The sequence below is a fragment of the Arthrobacter sp. MYb227 genome, assembly GCF_002975435.1.
GTDB lineage: Bacteria > Actinomycetota > Actinomycetes > Actinomycetales > Micrococcaceae > Paeniglutamicibacter.
Genome location: NZ_PCPT01000001.1, coordinates 258,581 through 274,776, shown reverse-complemented (window position 1 = coordinate 274,776; position 16,196 = coordinate 258,581). Strand labels below are relative to the sequence as shown.

Here is a 16,196-nt window from a genome sequence, read left to right as displayed (position 1 = left end):
CTCCTCCGTGAGCAGAACCGCGGGGGACAGCTACAGAAAGCAGAAGGACTCATCCATGAGTGCTGTTCAGAGCAATTCACCAGTCATCCGCGACCGCGAAGCCGCCGGCGCCGACGCGACCATGTACTACACGCTATGGACCGTCTTCAAACGTGATTCGGACCTCGACCGCACCGAGGGCGTCGAGGCATTCGACGCACTGGTGGCCGAGCTGGCCGCCGAGGGAGTGACCCTGCGTGGTACCTACGATGTTTCGGCCATGCGCGAAGACGCCGACGTGATGACCTGGGTCCACGGCCCCACCGCCGAGTCCTTGCAGGCAGCGGTGCGCAAGATCCGCCGCTCCTTCCTCTTCGCCGAGACCTCCATTGTGTACTCGACCATGGCGGTGCACCGCGAGGCGGAATTCTCCAAGGACCACTCACCTGCCTTCGCCCGCGGCGTGGCACCGGAGGCCTGGATGACCGTCTACCCGTTCGTCCGCTCCACCGATTGGTATCTGTTGGATCCGGCAGAGCGCGGCAAGATGCTGCGCGACCACGGCATCCTGGGCCGTGACTTCCCGGGCGTGCTGGCCAATACCGTTGCGGCCTTTGCCTTTGGCGACTACGAATGGCAGATCTGTCTGGAAGCCCCGGACATGATTGACCTCGTCGATATGATGCGCCACCTGCGCTACACCGAGGCCCGCAACCACGTACGCGAGGAAATTCCGTTCTACACCGGACGCCGCATCTCCACCGCCGAGGTCGCCGAGGTCCTGCGATGAGCCAGAGATTCGATCCGCGCGAGGGCTACGACGCCAACGGCGTGATGGCCCCCAAGGCCTACGACGCGATCCTGCTGGCATCCTTCGGCGGGCCCGAGGGGCAGGACGACGTGATCCCGTTCCTGCGCAACGTGGTGGCCGGACGGGGCATCCCCGATGAGCGGCTCGAAGAGGTTGCGGTGCATTACCGTACCAACGGTGGTGTGTCGCCGATCAACGCGCAGAATCGCGCGCTGAAGGCAGCTCTCGAGGCCGAGCTGGCCGCGCGCGGTATCGAGATCCCGGTCTACTGGGGAAACCGCAACTGGGCGCCCTATATCCCCGAGACCATCGAACAGATGTACGCCCAGGGGCACCGCAAGGTACTCATGCTTTCCACCAGCGCTTACTCCGGCTATTCCAGCTGTCGGCAATACCGTGAAGACCTGGGCGAGGCCTTGCGCGGCACCGGGCTTGAGGGCAAGCTCGAAGTGGACAAGGTCCGCCAGTACTTCGACACCCCCGCGTTCGTTACCCCGTTCATGGAGGGCCTGGCCGATTCGCTGGCCAACGTGCGTAAGCAGCTGGCGGAAGCCGGAAACCCGGACGGCGAGATCAAGATCGTCTTCGTCACCCACTCCATCCCGACTTCCGACGCGCAGGCAGCTGGTCCGCGCGACCTCGTCGCCACCCTGGACACCGACCTGTACACGGCCCAGCACTTAGCCGTCGCCGACGCAATCCTCGCCGGGGTGCCCACAGCTGCCGGACTGGAACACACGCTGGTCTTCCAGTCACGTTCCGGTGCCCCGCACATCCCGTGGCTCGAGCCGGACATCAACGATGCCTTGGAAGAGTACAAGAAAACCGGTGTTGCCGGCGTCGTGGTGGTTCCCATCGGCTTCGTCTCGGACCACATGGAGGTCCTCTGGGACCTAGACACCGAAGCCAAGGACAGCTGCTCCGAGCTCGGCTTGGCCTTCCACCGCGTGCCAACCCCCGGCACCCATGCCACGTTTGTCTCCGGCATGATCGATCTGGTCAGCGAGCGGATTGCGGGTCCTGACGGTACCGCGCTCAAGCCCGGCCGTGCTTCGGTTGCGGCCCTGGGTCCGTGGTTCGATGTGTGTCGCCCCAACTGCTGTGCCAAGGTGATGCGCGACGGCACCATCAAGCCAACCATCGCTGCTGTTGACTCTGAGATTGGGGTGCCTACACCGTGAGCCTGCAAAAATTCACCATCGGTACCCGTGGTTCGGCGTTGGCCACCACGCAAACCGGGCACGTGGCCGCCGACCTTGCCGCGCTGACCGCCGGCTCCGGCATCGAATATGAAACAGTACTGGTCAAAACCGAGGGCGATGTGACAACCGGTCCGCTCTCACAGCTCGGCGGAACCGGCGTATTTGCCGCGGCGTTGCGCCAATCGTTGCTCAATGGCGAATGCGATCTGGCGGTGCACTCCCTCAAGGACCTGCCCACCACGCAGCCCGCGGGGTTGGTGATTGCCGCAACTCCCAAGCGTGCCGATGTGCGCGATGCACTGTGTGCCCGCGACGGACTGTTCTTGGCGGAACTGCCCGAGGGCGCATCGGTGGGCACCGGATCCCCGCGCCGTGCAGCCCAGCTGCTGGCCTTCCGCCCGGATCTGAAAATTGTGGATATTCGCGGCAACGTTGGAACCCGGTTGGGCCGTGTCAAGGGTTCCCCGATCCAGAAGGACGATGGCGGAGTCGGCCGTACCGCGCAGGGTGACCTCGATGCGGTGATCCTTGCCGCCGCAGGGCTAGAACGTCTGGGCTTCGAATCACATATCACGGAGTACCTGGATCCGGAGATCATGCTCCCGGCCCCCGGTCAGGGTTCGCTGGCCGTGGAGATCCGTGCCACGGGTAGCTCGCGGGCTCGGGTCGATGCGGCGCTGGCACAGCTCGATGATCATGGCACGCGGCTTGCCATTACCGCGGAACGTTCGCTGCTGGCCCGCCTTGAGGCGGGCTGCGCCGCACCCATCGGTGCGCTGGCCCACGTTTTCGAGGACACCCTGGTGCTTGAATCGGTGGCTTGTGCACCGGATGGTTCGGATACCATGAGGCGCACCGCTTCCACGCGGGAGCTGACGGTAGACGGTGCCCAGGCACTGGGCGTCGCGCTGGCCGAACAGCTGATCCGTGAGGGTGCCGCGGATTTGGCGGGACTCTAAAAAGATGCTGCATCCTGAGGTAGTCGGGGGAGGGGCCGCGTCTGTCGGCAAAACCATTTTGTCCGCCAGCGGCCCCCTGCGCGGGCGCACCGCACTGCTTTTGCGCAGCGCCGATCGTGCCGCAGCAACCATTGAGCTGTTTGAATCTCGTGGCGCACGCACCGCGGTATGCCAGCTCATCGATTTCCAGTTGCCCGCCGACACCACTGAGCTCGATGCCGGCCTGCACAGGCTGCTGGCCGGGCGGTATGACTGGTGTGTGCTCACCTCGGTGAATACGCTCAGCGCGCTGAGCATTCGGGCCACCGCGTTGGGGCTTGAACTGAAGATCCCCGAGGCCACCCGGGTGGCCGTGGTGGGTGAAGCCACCGCGCGGGCTGTGCAGGCCCTGGGAACGCGGATTGACTTCATGCCCGCTACCGACCACTCTGCACGTGGCATGCTCGCTGACTGGGCCGCGCTACGTGAGGGGCCAGCCAGCGTGTTTGCCCCGCAGGCGGATATCGCCTCTTCCGCGTTGCGCGACGGTTTCGTTGCCCACGGATGGGTTGCAGACATCGTGGTTGCTTACAATACGGTGACCGCGCCGGCGGACCCCACCCGGGCGCTGAATGCCTCAGGTTCCCCAGTGCCGCTTGAGTTGCCCGCGGGTGGGTATTTGCTCACCGTCGCTGACCTGCCAGCCGCTCTACCGGGGGGTGATGCCATCATGTTCTCCTCACCAAGCACCGTCGATAAGTTCCTGGCGCTGCTTCCTGATCTCGCGACGCGCCTGAGTCGGGATCAGAAGTTGATCGCCATAGGAGACAGCACCGCCGCCCGGCTGCGCAAGCATGGGCTGGAGCCGCATGGCATCGCCGCGCTGCCCACCCCAGAGGGGCTTGCCGATGCCTGGGCGGTTGCCCTCGCTGCCCCCGAGGCGGCCACCGATTCACACCCGCATCCCACCACCTAAGACTTAGCTACCCCAACACCCAGCTTCACAAGGAGCGAAGAATGTCATTCCCCGCCCGCAGGCCCCGCCGCCTGCGCACCACCCCGGCCATGCGCCGGCTCACCGCAGAGCTGACCTTGGCCCCCCAGCAACTGATCCTGCCCGCTTTCGTGCGCGATGGACTTTCCGCTCCCAACCCGATCACCTCCATGCCCGGAGTTATGCAGCACACCATGGATTCCCTTAAAGCCGCAGCGACCGAGGCCGTCGAGCTGGGTCTGGGTGGCATCATGCTCTTCGGCATCCCGGAAACCCGCGACGCCAGCGGTAGCGCTGGGCATGACCCGAAGGGCATCCTGAACCTTGGCATCGAGGCGGTGCGCGCCGAGGTCGGCGACGAGTTGGTCATCATGTCGGATGTCTGCCTCGATGAATTCACCGACCACGGCCACTGCGGCGTGCTTGACGCGCACGGCAACGTGGATAACGACGCGACGCTGGAAATCTACGGACAGCTGGCAGTTGCGCAAGCCAATGCCGGTGCGCACATCGTCGCCCCCTCGGGCATGATGGACGGCCAAGTCGGGATCATCCGCCAGGCCCTGGATGAGGCGGGCCACCAGGACGTCTCCATCCTCGCGTACGCCGCCAAGTACGCCTCGGCGTTCTACGGCCCGTTCCGCGAGGCAGTTGATTCCCAGCTCACCGGGGATCGGCGCACCTATCAGATGGATGCGGCAAACCGCCGCGAGGCGCTGATCGAGGTCGAGCTCGATTTGGCCGAGGGCGCGGACATGGTCATGGTGAAGCCGGCCATGAGCTACCTGGACGTGTTGGCCGATGTTGCAGCGATGTCCCCGGTGCCGGTTTCCGCCTACCAGATCAGCGGTGAGTACGCGATGATCGAGGCCGCCGCCGCCAACGGCTGGATCGACCGCCGCGCCGCCATCCTCGAATCCGTGCTGGGCATCCGCCGCGCCGGCGCCGACACCGTATTGACCTACTGGGCTTCGGAAATCGCCCAGTGGCTGAAAGAAGGAAAATAATGACCAGCTCCGCTGAACTCTTCGCCACCGCCCAGAAGCTGATGCCCGGCGGGGTGAACTCCCCGGTGCGCGCCTTCGGCTCGGTCGGGGGTGTGCCCCCGTTCATGGTCGGTGCCAAGGGTGCGTATTTGACCGATGCCGACGGCAACTCCTACGTGGACCTGGTCTGTTCCTGGGGCCCGGCCCTGCTGGGCCACGCGCACCCGGCCATCCAGGATGCCGTCCACGCGGCGGTTGACCGCGGCCTGTCCTTCGGCGCCTCGACGCCCGACGAAGGTGGACTTGCCGCCCTGGTGAAGGCCCGTTTCGGCGGTGTTGAGCGGGTGCGCATGGTCTCCACCGGCACCGAGGCCACCATGACAGCGGTACGTTTGGCCCGCGGCTACACCGGTCGCGATCTGATCATCAAGTTCGCTGGCTGCTACCACGGCCACCTCGATGGACTGCTTGCAGCCGCCGGCTCCGGTCTGGCCACCCTCGCGCTACCCGGCTCGGCCGGTGTCACCGCGGCCACTGCCGCCGAGACGCTGGTACTGCCGTACAACGACCGCGCGGCCATCACCGCCGCGTTCGCCGAGCACGGCGCCAATATCGCCGCGGTCATCACCGAGTCCGCACCCTGCAATATGGGTGTGGTGACCCCGGAGGCCGGCTTCAACAAGTTCCTGTCCGAGACCACCACCGCCAACGGTGCGCTGCTAATCCTCGATGAGGTACTCACCGGCTTCCGCGCCTCCGATGCCGGCTACTGGGGATTGAGTGGCCGTGTTGAAGGATGGAGACCGGATCTTTACACCTTTGGCAAGGTCATTGGTGGCGGCCTGCCCGCCGCGGCGCTCGGTGGCCGTGCCGAGGTCATGGACTACCTGGCCCCGCTGGGTCCGGTCTACCAGGCAGGCACGCTCTCGGGCAACCCTGTGGCCATGGCCGCCGGCATCGCCCAGCTGACCCATGCAACACCGGAGGTCTACGCGCACATCGACGCCAAATCCCTGGAGTTGCAAGCCGCGCTGACCGGCGCGCTGTCCGAGGCGGGGGTTGATCACTCGATCCAGGTCGCCGGCAATCTGTTCTCCGTTGCCTTCGGCACCTCGGAGCAGGGTGTGCATAACTACGCTCAGGCTCAGGCGCAGGAAGCCTACCGCTACGCACCGTTCTTCCACTCGATGCTTGATTCGGGAATCTACCTGCCGCCGAGCGTGTTCGAGGCTTGGTTCCTCTCCTCGGCGCACGACGATGCTGCCATGGAGAAGATCTTCGCAGCTCTTCCTGCTGCGGCCCGTGCCGCTGCCGCGGCAACCCCGCAGGCCTAGCAACCTTATCGATCGATGAGTTTCAATACCGCGGTCGCTAACCATTAAAGCTCCCCGCTTTGGGTGCACAACACATTGATGTTGAGCGCCAAAGCGGGGAGCTTTCCGGGTTCAAACACGCGCCAGAAGGTTTGCCGCGTGAGGTCTGACTCACAGGGTCGTTGGTCGGTTGCGCGAAGATGCAAAGTGTTAACCGGTGCAGCGCAGAGGTGGCGCGAATGAGTCCCTAAGAGTAAACGACCACGTCAGCATGGGATTGTAGAACAATCTGTCGGGCTTGTGGTGATGAAGAATGGACGATATGTAAGCCGAAATGCCCTCCGTTATCAATATTGGTCAAAAAACAGCGCTAAGGCTGCACGGCTAGGCTTGTGCGGTTAGTTTTCGCGTTTCATTGCCCAGGGGATCATAGTGAGCCTATTTCGTACTAAACCCGTCGAGAGTTTCTTGGCGGATGCCGCAGAGCCTGGTCGCCAGCTCAAGCGGACCCTGAACACCTGGGATCTGATGATCATGGGTGTTGCAGTATCGGTGGGCGCCGGAATCTTCTCCGTGGGTGCACGGGCCGCAGCAAACTTCTCCGGTCCAGCAGTCACGCTGTCATTTGTGATCGCCGCGCTTACCTGCGCCATGGCGATCATGTGTTACGCAGAATTTGCGACGGCGATCCCCGTCGCAGGTTCGGCGTATGTATTTTCCTACGCCACCATGGGCGAGTTCATTGCGTGGATCATCGGGTGGAACCTGATCCTCGAACTTTTCACCGCCGCCGCGGTGATCGCCAAATATTGGGGTATCTACCTCACCGAAGTTTTCCAGCTCGTGGGAGTACACCTCTCACCCACCATTGACTTAGGCATCGTCACCATGAGCTGGGGACCATTGCTGATCGTTGCGCTGTTCACGCTGCTGCTCGTTATGGGCACCAAACTGTCAGCCACGGTCGGGAATGTGTTTACCATTATCAAAATCGCCGTCGTGCTCTTTGTGATCGTCGCCGGCCTGTTCTACCTCAAGGTTGAGAACCTCATACCGTTTATCCCCGACGCCGTTCCGGTCAGTGGAGATGGAACCACCGAGGTACTCAAACAGTCACTCTTCGCCTTTGCGACCGGTGCCGCTCCGGCGCAATACGGTATCTCCGGCGTGCTGGCCGGAGCAGCACTTGTCTTCTTCGCCTTCGTCGGATTTGATGTTGTTGCCACCAGCGCCGAAGAGGTCAAAAACCCCAGCAAGACGCTGCCACGCGGTATCTTTGCCGGGCTGGCGCTGACCACCTTGCTCTACATCGGGGTGTCCTTCGCATTGACCGGCATGGTTTCCTACAAGGATCTTGCCGCGGTGGAAACCCCGACGTTGGCCACGGCGTTCTCGCTGGTGGGTAACGATGGGGCAGCCTCGGTCATCGCCGTGGGCTCGCTCATCGGGCTCACCACGGTGGTCATGGTGCTGCTGATGGGTCTGTCCCGCGTGGTGCTTGCCATCAGCCGTGACGGACTACTGCCGCATTCGCTGTCCAAGACCAGCGCCAAGCGTGGCACCCCGGTGCGCATTACGGTCATCTGCGGAACCTTGGTGGCGTTGGTTGCCGGATTCACCCGCGTGGATGTGCTCGAAGAAATGATCAACATCGGCACGCTGTCCGCCTTTGTGATGGTCAGCCTTGGCATCATCGTGCTGCGGCGTAAGCGTCCGGACCTCAAGCCGTCCTTCCGTGTTCCATTTGGACCGGTCATCCCGATTGTTTCTGCCTTGTTGTGCACCTACCTGATGCTCAACCTGGCCGTAGAAACGTGGCTGTACTTTGTCGTGTGGCTGGCGGTGGGCGTGATCATCTACTTCGCTTATGGTCGTGGACACTCACGTCTGAACACCAAATACGCAGATCAGTTTGCCGCAATGGCACCTGGAGCTATGGCTGCGACGGCCAAGGACGACAGCGCAAAGCCCGAGGATTCTGAGCTTGTAGCAAAATAGTTGAAATACGTAAATACGTAAATACGTAAATACGTAAATACGTAAATACGTAAATACGTAAATACGTAAGTGCGCCGGTACCCACGATGACTCTGTGATCCAGAGCCGGGTACCGGCGCTTTTTCATTCCACAAACACCAAGAAATGTCATCGCACATATGCCTCGAAAGGCTTGTCTTCCCAATACAGAGATTGACCAGGACCGAGGCAAGGGACGCGCCACAACCGAGGAGTATCGTATGAAATGTGGCATGCCTCGACACCACGGGGGTTTGAAGCAGGCGTGCTACACGCTACCGCGCAAGTGGTGCGGGTGGAACGTTTACGCGGCTGCGGCCTCGGGATGAAAGACCCAGTTCCGCCTAGGTAATCGCAGCGGGTCACGAGAAGCCGGCAGCACCACATGTGGGATTTGACTGATCACCACTACCTCGAAGTGTCCGGCGTGGTAGGCAGTATGGCACCGAATACAGAGCAAGAGTCCATTTGACACGTCGGTTTTGCCATTCTCGGAGAACGGCTTAATATGGTGGACCTCGGTGCGATGTACCGGCATCGAACATCCCGGATTTGCGCACCCGCGATCCCGGGCGGCAATCGCTCGCTTTTGCGCCTTGGTGAAGTAGCGAACCTTTCGGCCCAGATCCAATGGTTGGCTCTTGCTACCCATGACCAGCGGAAGGATCCCAGCATTGCAGGCCATCCTGCGTGCCGTAGCCGCGGAGATGAATTCACCATGCTGGGTGTAGCCCGCTTCCTCGGTGAAACCTGCAAGCGCATCATAGGTAATGGTGACCAATAGATCGATGCGAGAGTTCATCGGCATCCACACATCGACAGGAGCCTGCGGGTCAAGGGTGGTCATGATGGCGTCGAATACGAATTGGTAGAGTCGACGGGCACGTAATCTGGCGTTGGTTTGCTTAGCGTTTTCACCCGGCAGAGGGTCTTCCTCCGAAGAATGCGGAAGAGCATGGCCCACGTCGTTGAATGCTGCACGTGGACGATCCTTTTCGGGGGTGCTGGGGTTTGCCGCCCACTCGGGAATGGGAAGAAACTCATCATCGAAGGGTGCCACCGTTGAGCCGACGAATTCGTCAGGCTCATCCGTGGTGGTGAATCGAATGCTGGACTCGGACGGATCACGGGGGAGAGTTGCGTCAGCGTCAGCGTCAGCGTCGTCGTCGATGTCTGGGCAGTCGTTTTCGTTTCCGCATACGGTCTCGATGGCTGGCGTTGAAGCTTTGGGAATCGAGATCTTGGGGGATCCTGCGGTGATCTCGGTGTTTGCTTCCGGACCAAATCCTGGATCATGCCGAACCCGTAGTTTGCCCGAAGATGTACGGGGATTATTTAGCTCATCGGCAAGGCTCATCAGAGTTTCGTGGCCGATGGCATCGGTGGTCAACTCCCACACATAGCCCTGACGTCGCTTGCCCTTGAACGCTATGGCCAAATGATGCTCGATGGCATCTTCTTCACGCTCAAGTGCGCTGCGATCAAGATCTGTGGCGGCACGTCTGATCAAGGCATCGAGAGTTTTGGGCCCCGCATTGAGCAGTGTGCCGACAACTAAGGACTCGAGCTTGGTGCGGACAGCGGAGGGATCCTCCTGGGCCTCGATAGCCGGATCCAGGGCCTTGAGTTTGGCAGCGGCGCTGGCGATGGCCCGAGGGTCGGCCTGTTCCTCGGTCAATAATGTGCCCAGCTGTGGATACATGGCTGGGAGGTGGGTGCCATCGTCACTGACCTGAGGTACGAGCCGCTCATGAGTGTTGACCCGATGACCCGCTTGGAAAAAATCGATCCTGAACTGGGATGCTAAGAATTCGGCGGTACCGGCATAGAGTGGCTTGCGATCAGCAGCGCTGACGGCATCGATGGGCAATTGACGCTGACCGTTTGCGAAGGACAGAAGATCGGAAAGTGTCTGGTTCACTCCGCTTAGAGCTGTCTCGGTGAGCGTATTGACCTGAGTTTTGTCACATGCGCCGGCGGCAATGATTTGGGAGTGGCTCCCGGCATGGGCTAGCTGCTCGGAAAGCCGGGCGAATGCCGCGGCACGCACCGGAGAATTACCGATGGAGCCTTCCGCACAAGCGATGACGTTGCGAATCAGAAGATTCAGCGTGGCAAGGGCTCGCAACGGGTCGATCGGCGCGGTGCCGTCCGGGGTTGGAGATGTGTCCAATGCCCCGTTCAGCGCGGCCAACGCCGCATCGATCATGCTTGCCGAAGTCGTCATGAATCAATGATGCTCCCGGGCGGGATACCGTGGGGCGGAACCGGCGGGGTTGTGGACAAGAAACGTCTTGGTGGTTCGTGCTGGCGGGGCATCGAGAACGCCGTCAAGAAAATTCGAGCCACAACGGATCCCATAAAACAACAATGCGCTGCCCACTTCTCGGCCGGTTGGCCAGGGATGGGCAGCGCATTAACGTGTGCAGCGTTCGGTTGGTGTTGCGTAGTTGCCGAAGCTAGAAGCACAGCGGGGGGATTAGAAGGCGGGAAGTACGCTGCCATCGGTCCAGGTGCTCTTGATGTAGTCGCGAACCTCATCGGAGTGTAAGAGTTCTTCGAGCTTGGTGATGCCCTCGGTCTTCTCGCCTGCACGCCAGGTCAGGAAGTTGGCGTTCGGGTTATTGACCGCCGCTTCCTGGGCGATGATTTCCTCGGGGTTCAGCTTGGCGGCAACGATGTAGTTACCGTTGATGATGGCCAGACCGATCTTCGGGTCTTCCTGGTAGAACTTGGGCACCTGCTCCGAGTTCACTTCCTGGAAGGTGAGCTTCTTGGGGTTCTTGGTGGCGTTATCCGTCAGGGTCAACGCCGAATCGCCTTCTTCAAGACCGGTCAGCAGGCCAGCGGTTTCCAATACGCGTAGACCACGCAGCTGGTTGACCGGGTCATTGTTCAGCAGCACCGTGGTGCCCTCGGTCACCGAGGCAACGTCCTTGAACTGTTTGGAGAACGCGGTCAGCGGTTCCACATGTACGCCGGCACCCGGCTCAAACTTGTAGCCCTTGGTCTTCATCTGATCATCGAGGTAGGCCTGGGTCTGGAAGAAGTTGGCATCCAGGGTCTTATCGGCCAGGGCGATGTTTGGGGTCTGGTAGTCGTCGATTTCGGTGATGTCCAGATCGATGCCGGCCTTGGCTGCCAGGTTCTCATCGATGTACTCGAGGATCTGGGCGTGCGGGATTGGGCTGGCGCCAACCTTGACGACGATCGGTGCTGCCGCATCGCCGCTCTGTGATGCGCTGGGGGCAGCGGCATTGCCGCCACCACAAGCCGTCAGCGCGAACAAAGTGGCAACGCCGGTGAGGGCAAGTGCGAGTTTCTTACGCATAGTGATGCGTTTCCTTTTCATCAAGACCCCCGGTGCGAGTGGACACTGGGGGCAACTAACGCAGCTAGCGGCTACTGACTGCGTGCCGGCGGGGGTGAGCCGCCGAAAAATCACGAAAAAACACATTCTGTGTTTCAAGGGGATACTGCGATGGAAAAGCTGGGGGTGATAGACAATCCGCGGAACTATGCATCGGGATCATGCACCCCCAGGGGGATGAAGATGGTGTGGCGGCCGGAACCGCCGCACCATCTTCATGGGTCTTAACTGATCAATACCGAGCTAGAAGGCCGGAATGACGTCGCCCTTGGGCCAATTGGTCTTAATGTAGTTGCGGACCTCGTCGGAGTGCAGCAACTCATCGAGCTTAGTGATGGCGGTGGTCTTTTCATCGGTGCGCCAGGCCAGGATATTGGCGTTCGGGTTGTTGTCGGTCGGTTCCACGGCGATGACCTCATCCATGTTCAGCTTCGCCTGCTTGATGTAGTTGCCATTGACAACGGCAACTCCCACCGAGGGGTCTTCTTGGTAGAACTTAGGAACCTGCTCCGCGTTTACTTCCTGGAACTTCAGCTGCTTAGGGTTCTTGGCTGCGTCGGTTTCGACGCTGAGCACCGAGTCATTGTCTTCGATACCGCTGAGCAGCCCGGCACCCTCGAGCACGCGCAGACCGCGAACCTGGTTGGTTGGATCGTTCATCAATACCACGGTGGAACCGTTGGTGACCGCGGCGGCATCGGCAAATTTCTTGGAGAACGCGGTTAGCGGTTCAAGCAAGATACCCGCGCCGTGCTCCAGCTTGTAGCCCTTGGTCTTGACCTGATCCTCGAAGAACGGCACGTGCTGGAAGAAGTTAGCGTCGATCGAGCCATCGCTCAACGCGGTGTTTGGCAGCTGGTAGTCATCGAATTCGGTGATGACCAGGTCGATGCCGGCGGCTTTGGCAAGGTTTTCGTCAATGAACTCAAGGACCTGTGCCTGTGGAACCGGGCTGGCTCCGACCTTCACGATGGTCGGGGTGGCCGGGTCAAGCGTGGCGTTCAAATCGACGCTGGGAGCGGTGCCGCCGCCGCACGCGGACAGCGCAAACAAGATTGCGACGCCGCTGATGGAGAGTGCGAGTTTCTTACGCATGGAATGCGTTTCCTTTTCAGTCATTACCGGTGTACTTGGCACCGGGGATTGCTAACGCGGCTAGCGGCTACTGGCTGCGCGCCGGAGGACGAGGCCTTCCGGAAGTTTGGGTGGGGAGCACCGGAGGGTACTGCCCGTTGGTGTTCTGCCGGCTGGGCCTAGCGGTGATCGACCAGGCGGGCGATGCGATCGCCGATGATCTGTACGATCTGCACCATCAGCACCATGATCACGATGGTGACCACCATGATTGCCGGTTCGTAACGCTGGAAGCCGTAGTTGTAGGCCAGACGGCCTAAACCGCCGCCGCCAACCAGACCGGCCATGGCCGAGTATCCGATGAGCGTGACAAGCGTGGTGGTGGATGCGGCGATAATGCCCGGCATGGCTTCAGGAACCAGTACCTTGCGGATGATCTGCATCTTTGTCGAACCCATGACCAGTGCTGCATCGATCTTGCCGGTAGACACTTCACGTAGCGCGGTTTCTACCAGTCGGGCAAAGAACGGGATGGTGCCAATGGTCAGCGAGACCGAGGCAGCGACCGGACCCAACGAGACACCGACGATGAATTTAGCAAAGGGGATCAGTGAAACCATCAGGATCGCGAACGGGATGGAACGGGTGATGTTCACGATGATGCCCGAAAGCACGAAGTTCAGCGTCTTGTTGGGGGTCAGCCCATCTTTGGCAGTGTTCAGCAGCAAGATGCCCAGCGGCAGGCCAATTAGCGCGGTGAAGATACCGGAGATGGCAACCATCTGCAGGGTTTCGAGGGTTGCTGGCCACATGGCCTTGGTGATGCCGGGGTTGGTCATCAAATCATTGAGGAAGTCCATGGCTTACTTGGCCTCCTTGGCGGTAACTGCAACGCCATTGGCGATTAGATGTGCGGTGATGGCGGGGATATCCGCGCCAAGCGGAAGGGCAATGCGTAGGTGCGCAAATTGGTGAATGCCCAGGTGCTCTACCGAGCCTGCCAGCACATTCACGTCCACGTCGAAGGTGCGGGCGATCGAGGAGATCACCGGTTCGCTGGCCTGGGAGCCGGAGTAGAGCAAATCTAGAACCGTGCCGGCGGGCAGATCGTTGGGTAGTTCGCCGGGCATCGGCAATAGTGCCTTGGATAGGCGGCCGGTCGGGTCGGCCACGACCTCTGCAATATCGCCGTGTTCGACGATGCGTCCTGCCTCCAGCAGGGACACCGAGTCACAGGCTTGCTTCACGACGTTCATCTCGTGGGTAATGATCAGCACCGTGAGGTTCAACCGGTCACGCACCGACTTGATCAGATCAAGGATCTCGTCGGTGGTCTTCGGGTCAAGTGCGCTTGTCGGTTCATCGCAGAGCAGCACATCGGGATCCGAGCACAGGGCACGGGCAATGCCCACGCGCTGGCGTTGGCCACCGGAAAGCTGGGAAGGGTAGGCATCGGCAAAATTACTCAGGCCCACAAGTTCAAGAAGTTCGGCGACCTTGGCCTTGATCTGGGCCTTGGGGGTACCGATGAGTTCTAGCGGGAAGGCAACATTCTGCGCGGTGGTGCGCGAATCCAGCAGGTTTGCATGCTGGAACACCATGCCGATGCGCCGACGCGCGGTGCGCAGATCGGCATCGGAAACGTTGGCAAGTTCCTTGTTGTTCACTGCCACCGACCCGGAAGTGGGACGGTCCAGCAGGGTTAGGCAACGCACGAGCGTTGATTTTCCGGCGCCGGAATGGCCAATGATGCCGTGAATGCGGCCGGCATCAACGTGCAGGGAAACACCGTCGAGGGCAACGACTGTGCGGTCGCCTTGCCGGTATTCCTTGCGCAGGTCTGTAACTGTGATCAAAAGGGGGGTGTCCTTGGGAATCAAAAAAGAAATGGGGTACTACACATTGAAGCATCATCGAACGATTACGGCGCAATCGTGGTAATTTGGCGAAATATCGCGCGCGTGGGCCCCGTTTACGCACCCGCGGTCGATGAATGTATGTGATGAGCGCAAAATTATCGAAGAATACGCCGATATGATGCTGATTTTGCTGGTGATTGGGGGCACAGAAATACCCGGTGACCTCACTCACGTTGGTGGGCAGGTCACCGGGTATTTATGAATCCGACCAGGGGGGTAGCTATGCGCTTCTAGTTGCGTGGTAGCTAGTTACGCACCGGCCACTGGCCATCGACAACTGCATCCGGGTTCTTGCGGCGGAAGAATTCCTGTAGGCCCGCTGCTTGTTGCGCGGCCCACGTTACCTGGGAACCGTGCAGTTCCAGTGGGTCAATCTGCAGCTGCGGGTACTTGGTGGCAAGCACATCAGCAATGCCAATAGTTGCTGCGGCATCGGCGGCCGAGGTGTGCGCATTGAGCAGCGGCACGCCGTAGAACTCGCTCATGACCGAGAGGTTGCGCTTGCCACGGCGGTACTTATCGACCTGCTTGTCAATGATGTAGGGGTCAATGACCGGGGTTGGAGTCAGCGGGGTGATCCCGTAGCGCTTGGCTTCGCGGTCCATCACCGTGAAATCGTAGGCGGCGTTGAAGGCCATGACCGGCATGGTCTGGAACAGATCTGCAAGGAAGGCGGAGATTTCTGCCACGGCGGTTGCCGCATCCATGCCCTCGGCCTGGGCCTTGGCGGTTGAAATGCCGTGGATTTCGCTGGCCTCCTCGGGGATTGATACCCCTGGGTTCACCAACCATTCCTTGGACTGCAGGATATCGGAGCGGCCATTGACCACGACGATGGAAGCCGTGACGATGCGTGCGTCCAGCGGATCGCGACCGGTTGTCTCTAGGTCGAACGCGGCGCGGGGGAGAGTATGCCAAGAAGTCATATATCAACGCTACCGGGGATTAGCGACACTTTGGCTTATCGCACCACCGCTGAAGCGAAAATCGGCGTTGGTGTGGGGCACGAGCCGAGGGATCTGTGTCGGCCGGCTCCGCAAGGAATAAACACGGCTAGATTTGAAGCATGGTTCATGATGCATCAGTTTCCACTTCCGCACAGGATAACCGGGTCGGAGACGGCTTTACCTCCGATCCGGATATATCAGCGGACCCGAGCACTGATGCCGATGCGGGAACCGAAACAAGAATGGCACAGGAATTTGCTGGAGGGCTTGAATACGCTGAGGCCGTCTTTGCCGTTGCCGCACTGATCCCGCCGGGCAAGGTGCTTTCCTATGGGGATATTGCTGAGTTGCTGGGCAGCGGTGGTCCGCGGCAGGTAGGTGCGGCCATGGCAGGATCCGGACATAGCGTGTGTTGGTGGCGAGTTTTGCGAGCCGACGGAACACTGCGCGCGGATCTGCAAGCCATGGCGCTGTTGCAGTGGGATGCCGAGGACACGGTGCTGCGTCATGGCAAGGTCGTCATGGCCCAGGCTCGCTGGCAGCCCGATGAAGGTGCACATCAGCGCATTGACGCGATTAGTGCCTCGTTGCCCATCCCTTCAATGGCAAAACGTCGCCGCCGGCTGATCTAGTAGAGAGTATGAGTT

Annotated in this window: 14 protein-coding genes; 8 read left to right on the top strand and 6 right to left on the bottom strand. The window is 60.8% G+C overall.

Features of this window, described 5'->3' with window-relative positions:
- Positions 1-55 precede the first annotated feature (55 nt).
- The 7 genes from hemQ to CQ018_RS01205 all read left to right on the top strand — a co-directional run bounded on the left by hemQ (position 56) and on the right by CQ018_RS01205 (position 8,221).
- Positions 56-769, top strand: a complete 714-nt coding sequence (gene hemQ, locus CQ018_RS01235; RefSeq protein ID WP_374954170.1) for a hydrogen peroxide-dependent heme synthase — start codon at positions 56-58, stop codon at positions 767-769.
- A complete protein-coding gene (locus CQ018_RS01230; RefSeq protein ID WP_105548158.1) occupies positions 766-1,971 on the top strand; it encodes a ferrochelatase in 1,206 nt (401 codons plus the stop codon). The genes hemQ and CQ018_RS01230 overlap by 4 nt, the downstream gene beginning before the upstream one ends.
- On the top strand, positions 1,968-2,951 hold the full coding sequence (gene hemC / locus CQ018_RS01225) for a hydroxymethylbilane synthase (protein ID WP_105548157.1): 984 nt from the start codon (positions 1,968-1,970) through the stop codon (positions 2,949-2,951). Before CQ018_RS01230 ends, hemC begins: the two co-directional genes overlap by 4 nt.
- 4 nt (positions 2,952-2,955) lie before the next feature.
- A complete protein-coding gene (locus CQ018_RS01220) occupies positions 2,956-3,906 on the top strand; it encodes a uroporphyrinogen-III synthase (protein ID WP_105548156.1) in 951 nt (316 codons plus the stop codon).
- 41 nt (positions 3,907-3,947) lie between these two features.
- A complete protein-coding gene (hemB, locus tag CQ018_RS01215) occupies positions 3,948-4,931 on the top strand; it encodes a porphobilinogen synthase (protein WP_105548155.1) in 984 nt (327 codons plus the stop codon).
- Positions 4,931-6,244 (top strand): glutamate-1-semialdehyde 2,1-aminomutase, encoded by a 1,314-nt coding sequence (gene hemL, locus CQ018_RS01210; RefSeq protein ID WP_105548154.1) that lies wholly within the window; start codon positions 4,931-4,933, stop codon positions 6,242-6,244. The genes hemB and hemL overlap by 1 nt, the downstream gene beginning before the upstream one ends.
- A gap of 411 nt (positions 6,245-6,655) precedes the next feature.
- Entirely contained in the window at positions 6,656-8,221 is a 1,566-nt protein-coding gene (locus tag CQ018_RS01205; protein ID WP_105548153.1) for an amino acid permease, read from the top strand.
- Between the two features lie 322 nt (positions 8,222-8,543).
- Here CQ018_RS01205 and CQ018_RS01200 read toward each other — a convergent pair whose 3' ends face one another.
- The 6 genes from CQ018_RS01200 to CQ018_RS01175 all read right to left on the bottom strand — a co-directional run bounded on the left by CQ018_RS01200 (position 8,544) and on the right by CQ018_RS01175 (position 15,528).
- Positions 8,544-10,466 carry an HNH endonuclease signature motif containing protein gene (locus CQ018_RS01200; protein WP_105548152.1) on the bottom strand — a complete coding sequence of 641 codons (1,923 nt, stop codon included), beginning with the start codon at positions 10,464-10,466 and terminating at the stop codon, positions 8,544-8,546.
- Positions 10,467-10,718: 252 nt separating this feature from the next.
- Complete coding sequence (locus CQ018_RS01195) at positions 10,719-11,570, bottom strand: MetQ/NlpA family ABC transporter substrate-binding protein (RefSeq protein ID WP_105548151.1); 852 nt, start codon at positions 11,568-11,570, stop codon at positions 10,719-10,721.
- Between the two features lie 282 nt (positions 11,571-11,852).
- On the bottom strand, positions 11,853-12,704 hold the full coding sequence (locus tag CQ018_RS01190) for a MetQ/NlpA family ABC transporter substrate-binding protein (protein ID WP_105548150.1): 852 nt from the start codon (positions 12,702-12,704) through the stop codon (positions 11,853-11,855).
- A gap of 158 nt (positions 12,705-12,862) precedes the next feature.
- A complete protein-coding gene (locus CQ018_RS01185; protein WP_105548149.1) occupies positions 12,863-13,543 on the bottom strand; it encodes a methionine ABC transporter permease in 681 nt (226 codons plus the stop codon).
- A 3-nt stretch (positions 13,544-13,546) separates the two neighbouring features.
- Positions 13,547-14,539 (bottom strand): methionine ABC transporter ATP-binding protein, encoded by a 993-nt coding sequence (locus CQ018_RS01180; RefSeq protein WP_105548148.1) that lies wholly within the window; start codon positions 14,537-14,539, stop codon positions 13,547-13,549.
- 308 nt (positions 14,540-14,847) lie between these two features.
- Positions 14,848-15,528: a 3'-5' exonuclease gene (locus tag CQ018_RS01175; protein WP_105548147.1), complete on the bottom strand. Its 681-nt coding sequence runs from the start codon at positions 15,526-15,528 to the stop codon at positions 14,848-14,850.
- A 140-nt stretch (positions 15,529-15,668) separates the two neighbouring features.
- Between CQ018_RS01175 and CQ018_RS01170 the strand changes: the two genes are divergently transcribed.
- Positions 15,669-16,181: an MGMT family protein gene (locus tag CQ018_RS01170; protein WP_258142357.1), complete on the top strand. Its 513-nt coding sequence runs from the start codon at positions 15,669-15,671 to the stop codon at positions 16,179-16,181.
- The last annotated feature ends 15 nt before the right edge of the window (positions 16,182-16,196 follow it).

What these genes read in the sequence shown, in the direction of transcription:
- hemQ (WP_374954170.1), top strand. Translation starts at nt 56, where the DNA reads ATGAGTGCTGTTCAGAGCAATTCACCAGTCATCCGCGACCGCGAAGCC.
- CQ018_RS01185 (WP_105548149.1), bottom strand. Translation starts at nt 13,543, where the DNA reads ATGGACTTCCTCAATGATTTGATGACCAACCCCGGCATCACCAAGGCC.
- CQ018_RS01175 (WP_105548147.1), bottom strand. Translation starts at nt 15,528, where the DNA reads ATGACTTCTTGGCATACTCTCCCCCGCGCCGCGTTCGACCTAGAGACA.
- CQ018_RS01200 (WP_105548152.1), bottom strand. Translation starts at nt 10,466, where the DNA reads ATGACGACTTCGGCAAGCATGATCGATGCGGCGTTGGCCGCGCTGAAC.
- CQ018_RS01230 (WP_105548158.1), top strand. Translation starts at nt 766, where the DNA reads ATGAGCCAGAGATTCGATCCGCGCGAGGGCTACGACGCCAACGGCGTG.
- hemB (WP_105548155.1), top strand. Translation starts at nt 3,948, where the DNA reads ATGTCATTCCCCGCCCGCAGGCCCCGCCGCCTGCGCACCACCCCGGCC.
- CQ018_RS01190 (WP_105548150.1), bottom strand. Translation starts at nt 12,704, where the DNA reads ATGCGTAAGAAACTCGCACTCTCCATCAGCGGCGTCGCAATCTTGTTT.
- CQ018_RS01170 (WP_258142357.1), top strand. Translation starts at nt 15,669, where the DNA reads ATGGTTCATGATGCATCAGTTTCCACTTCCGCACAGGATAACCGGGTC.
- hemL (WP_105548154.1), top strand. Translation starts at nt 4,931, where the DNA reads ATGACCAGCTCCGCTGAACTCTTCGCCACCGCCCAGAAGCTGATGCCC.
- CQ018_RS01195 (WP_105548151.1), bottom strand. Translation starts at nt 11,570, where the DNA reads ATGCGTAAGAAACTCGCACTTGCCCTCACCGGCGTTGCCACTTTGTTC.
- CQ018_RS01220 (WP_105548156.1), top strand. Translation starts at nt 2,956, where the DNA reads ATGCTGCATCCTGAGGTAGTCGGGGGAGGGGCCGCGTCTGTCGGCAAA.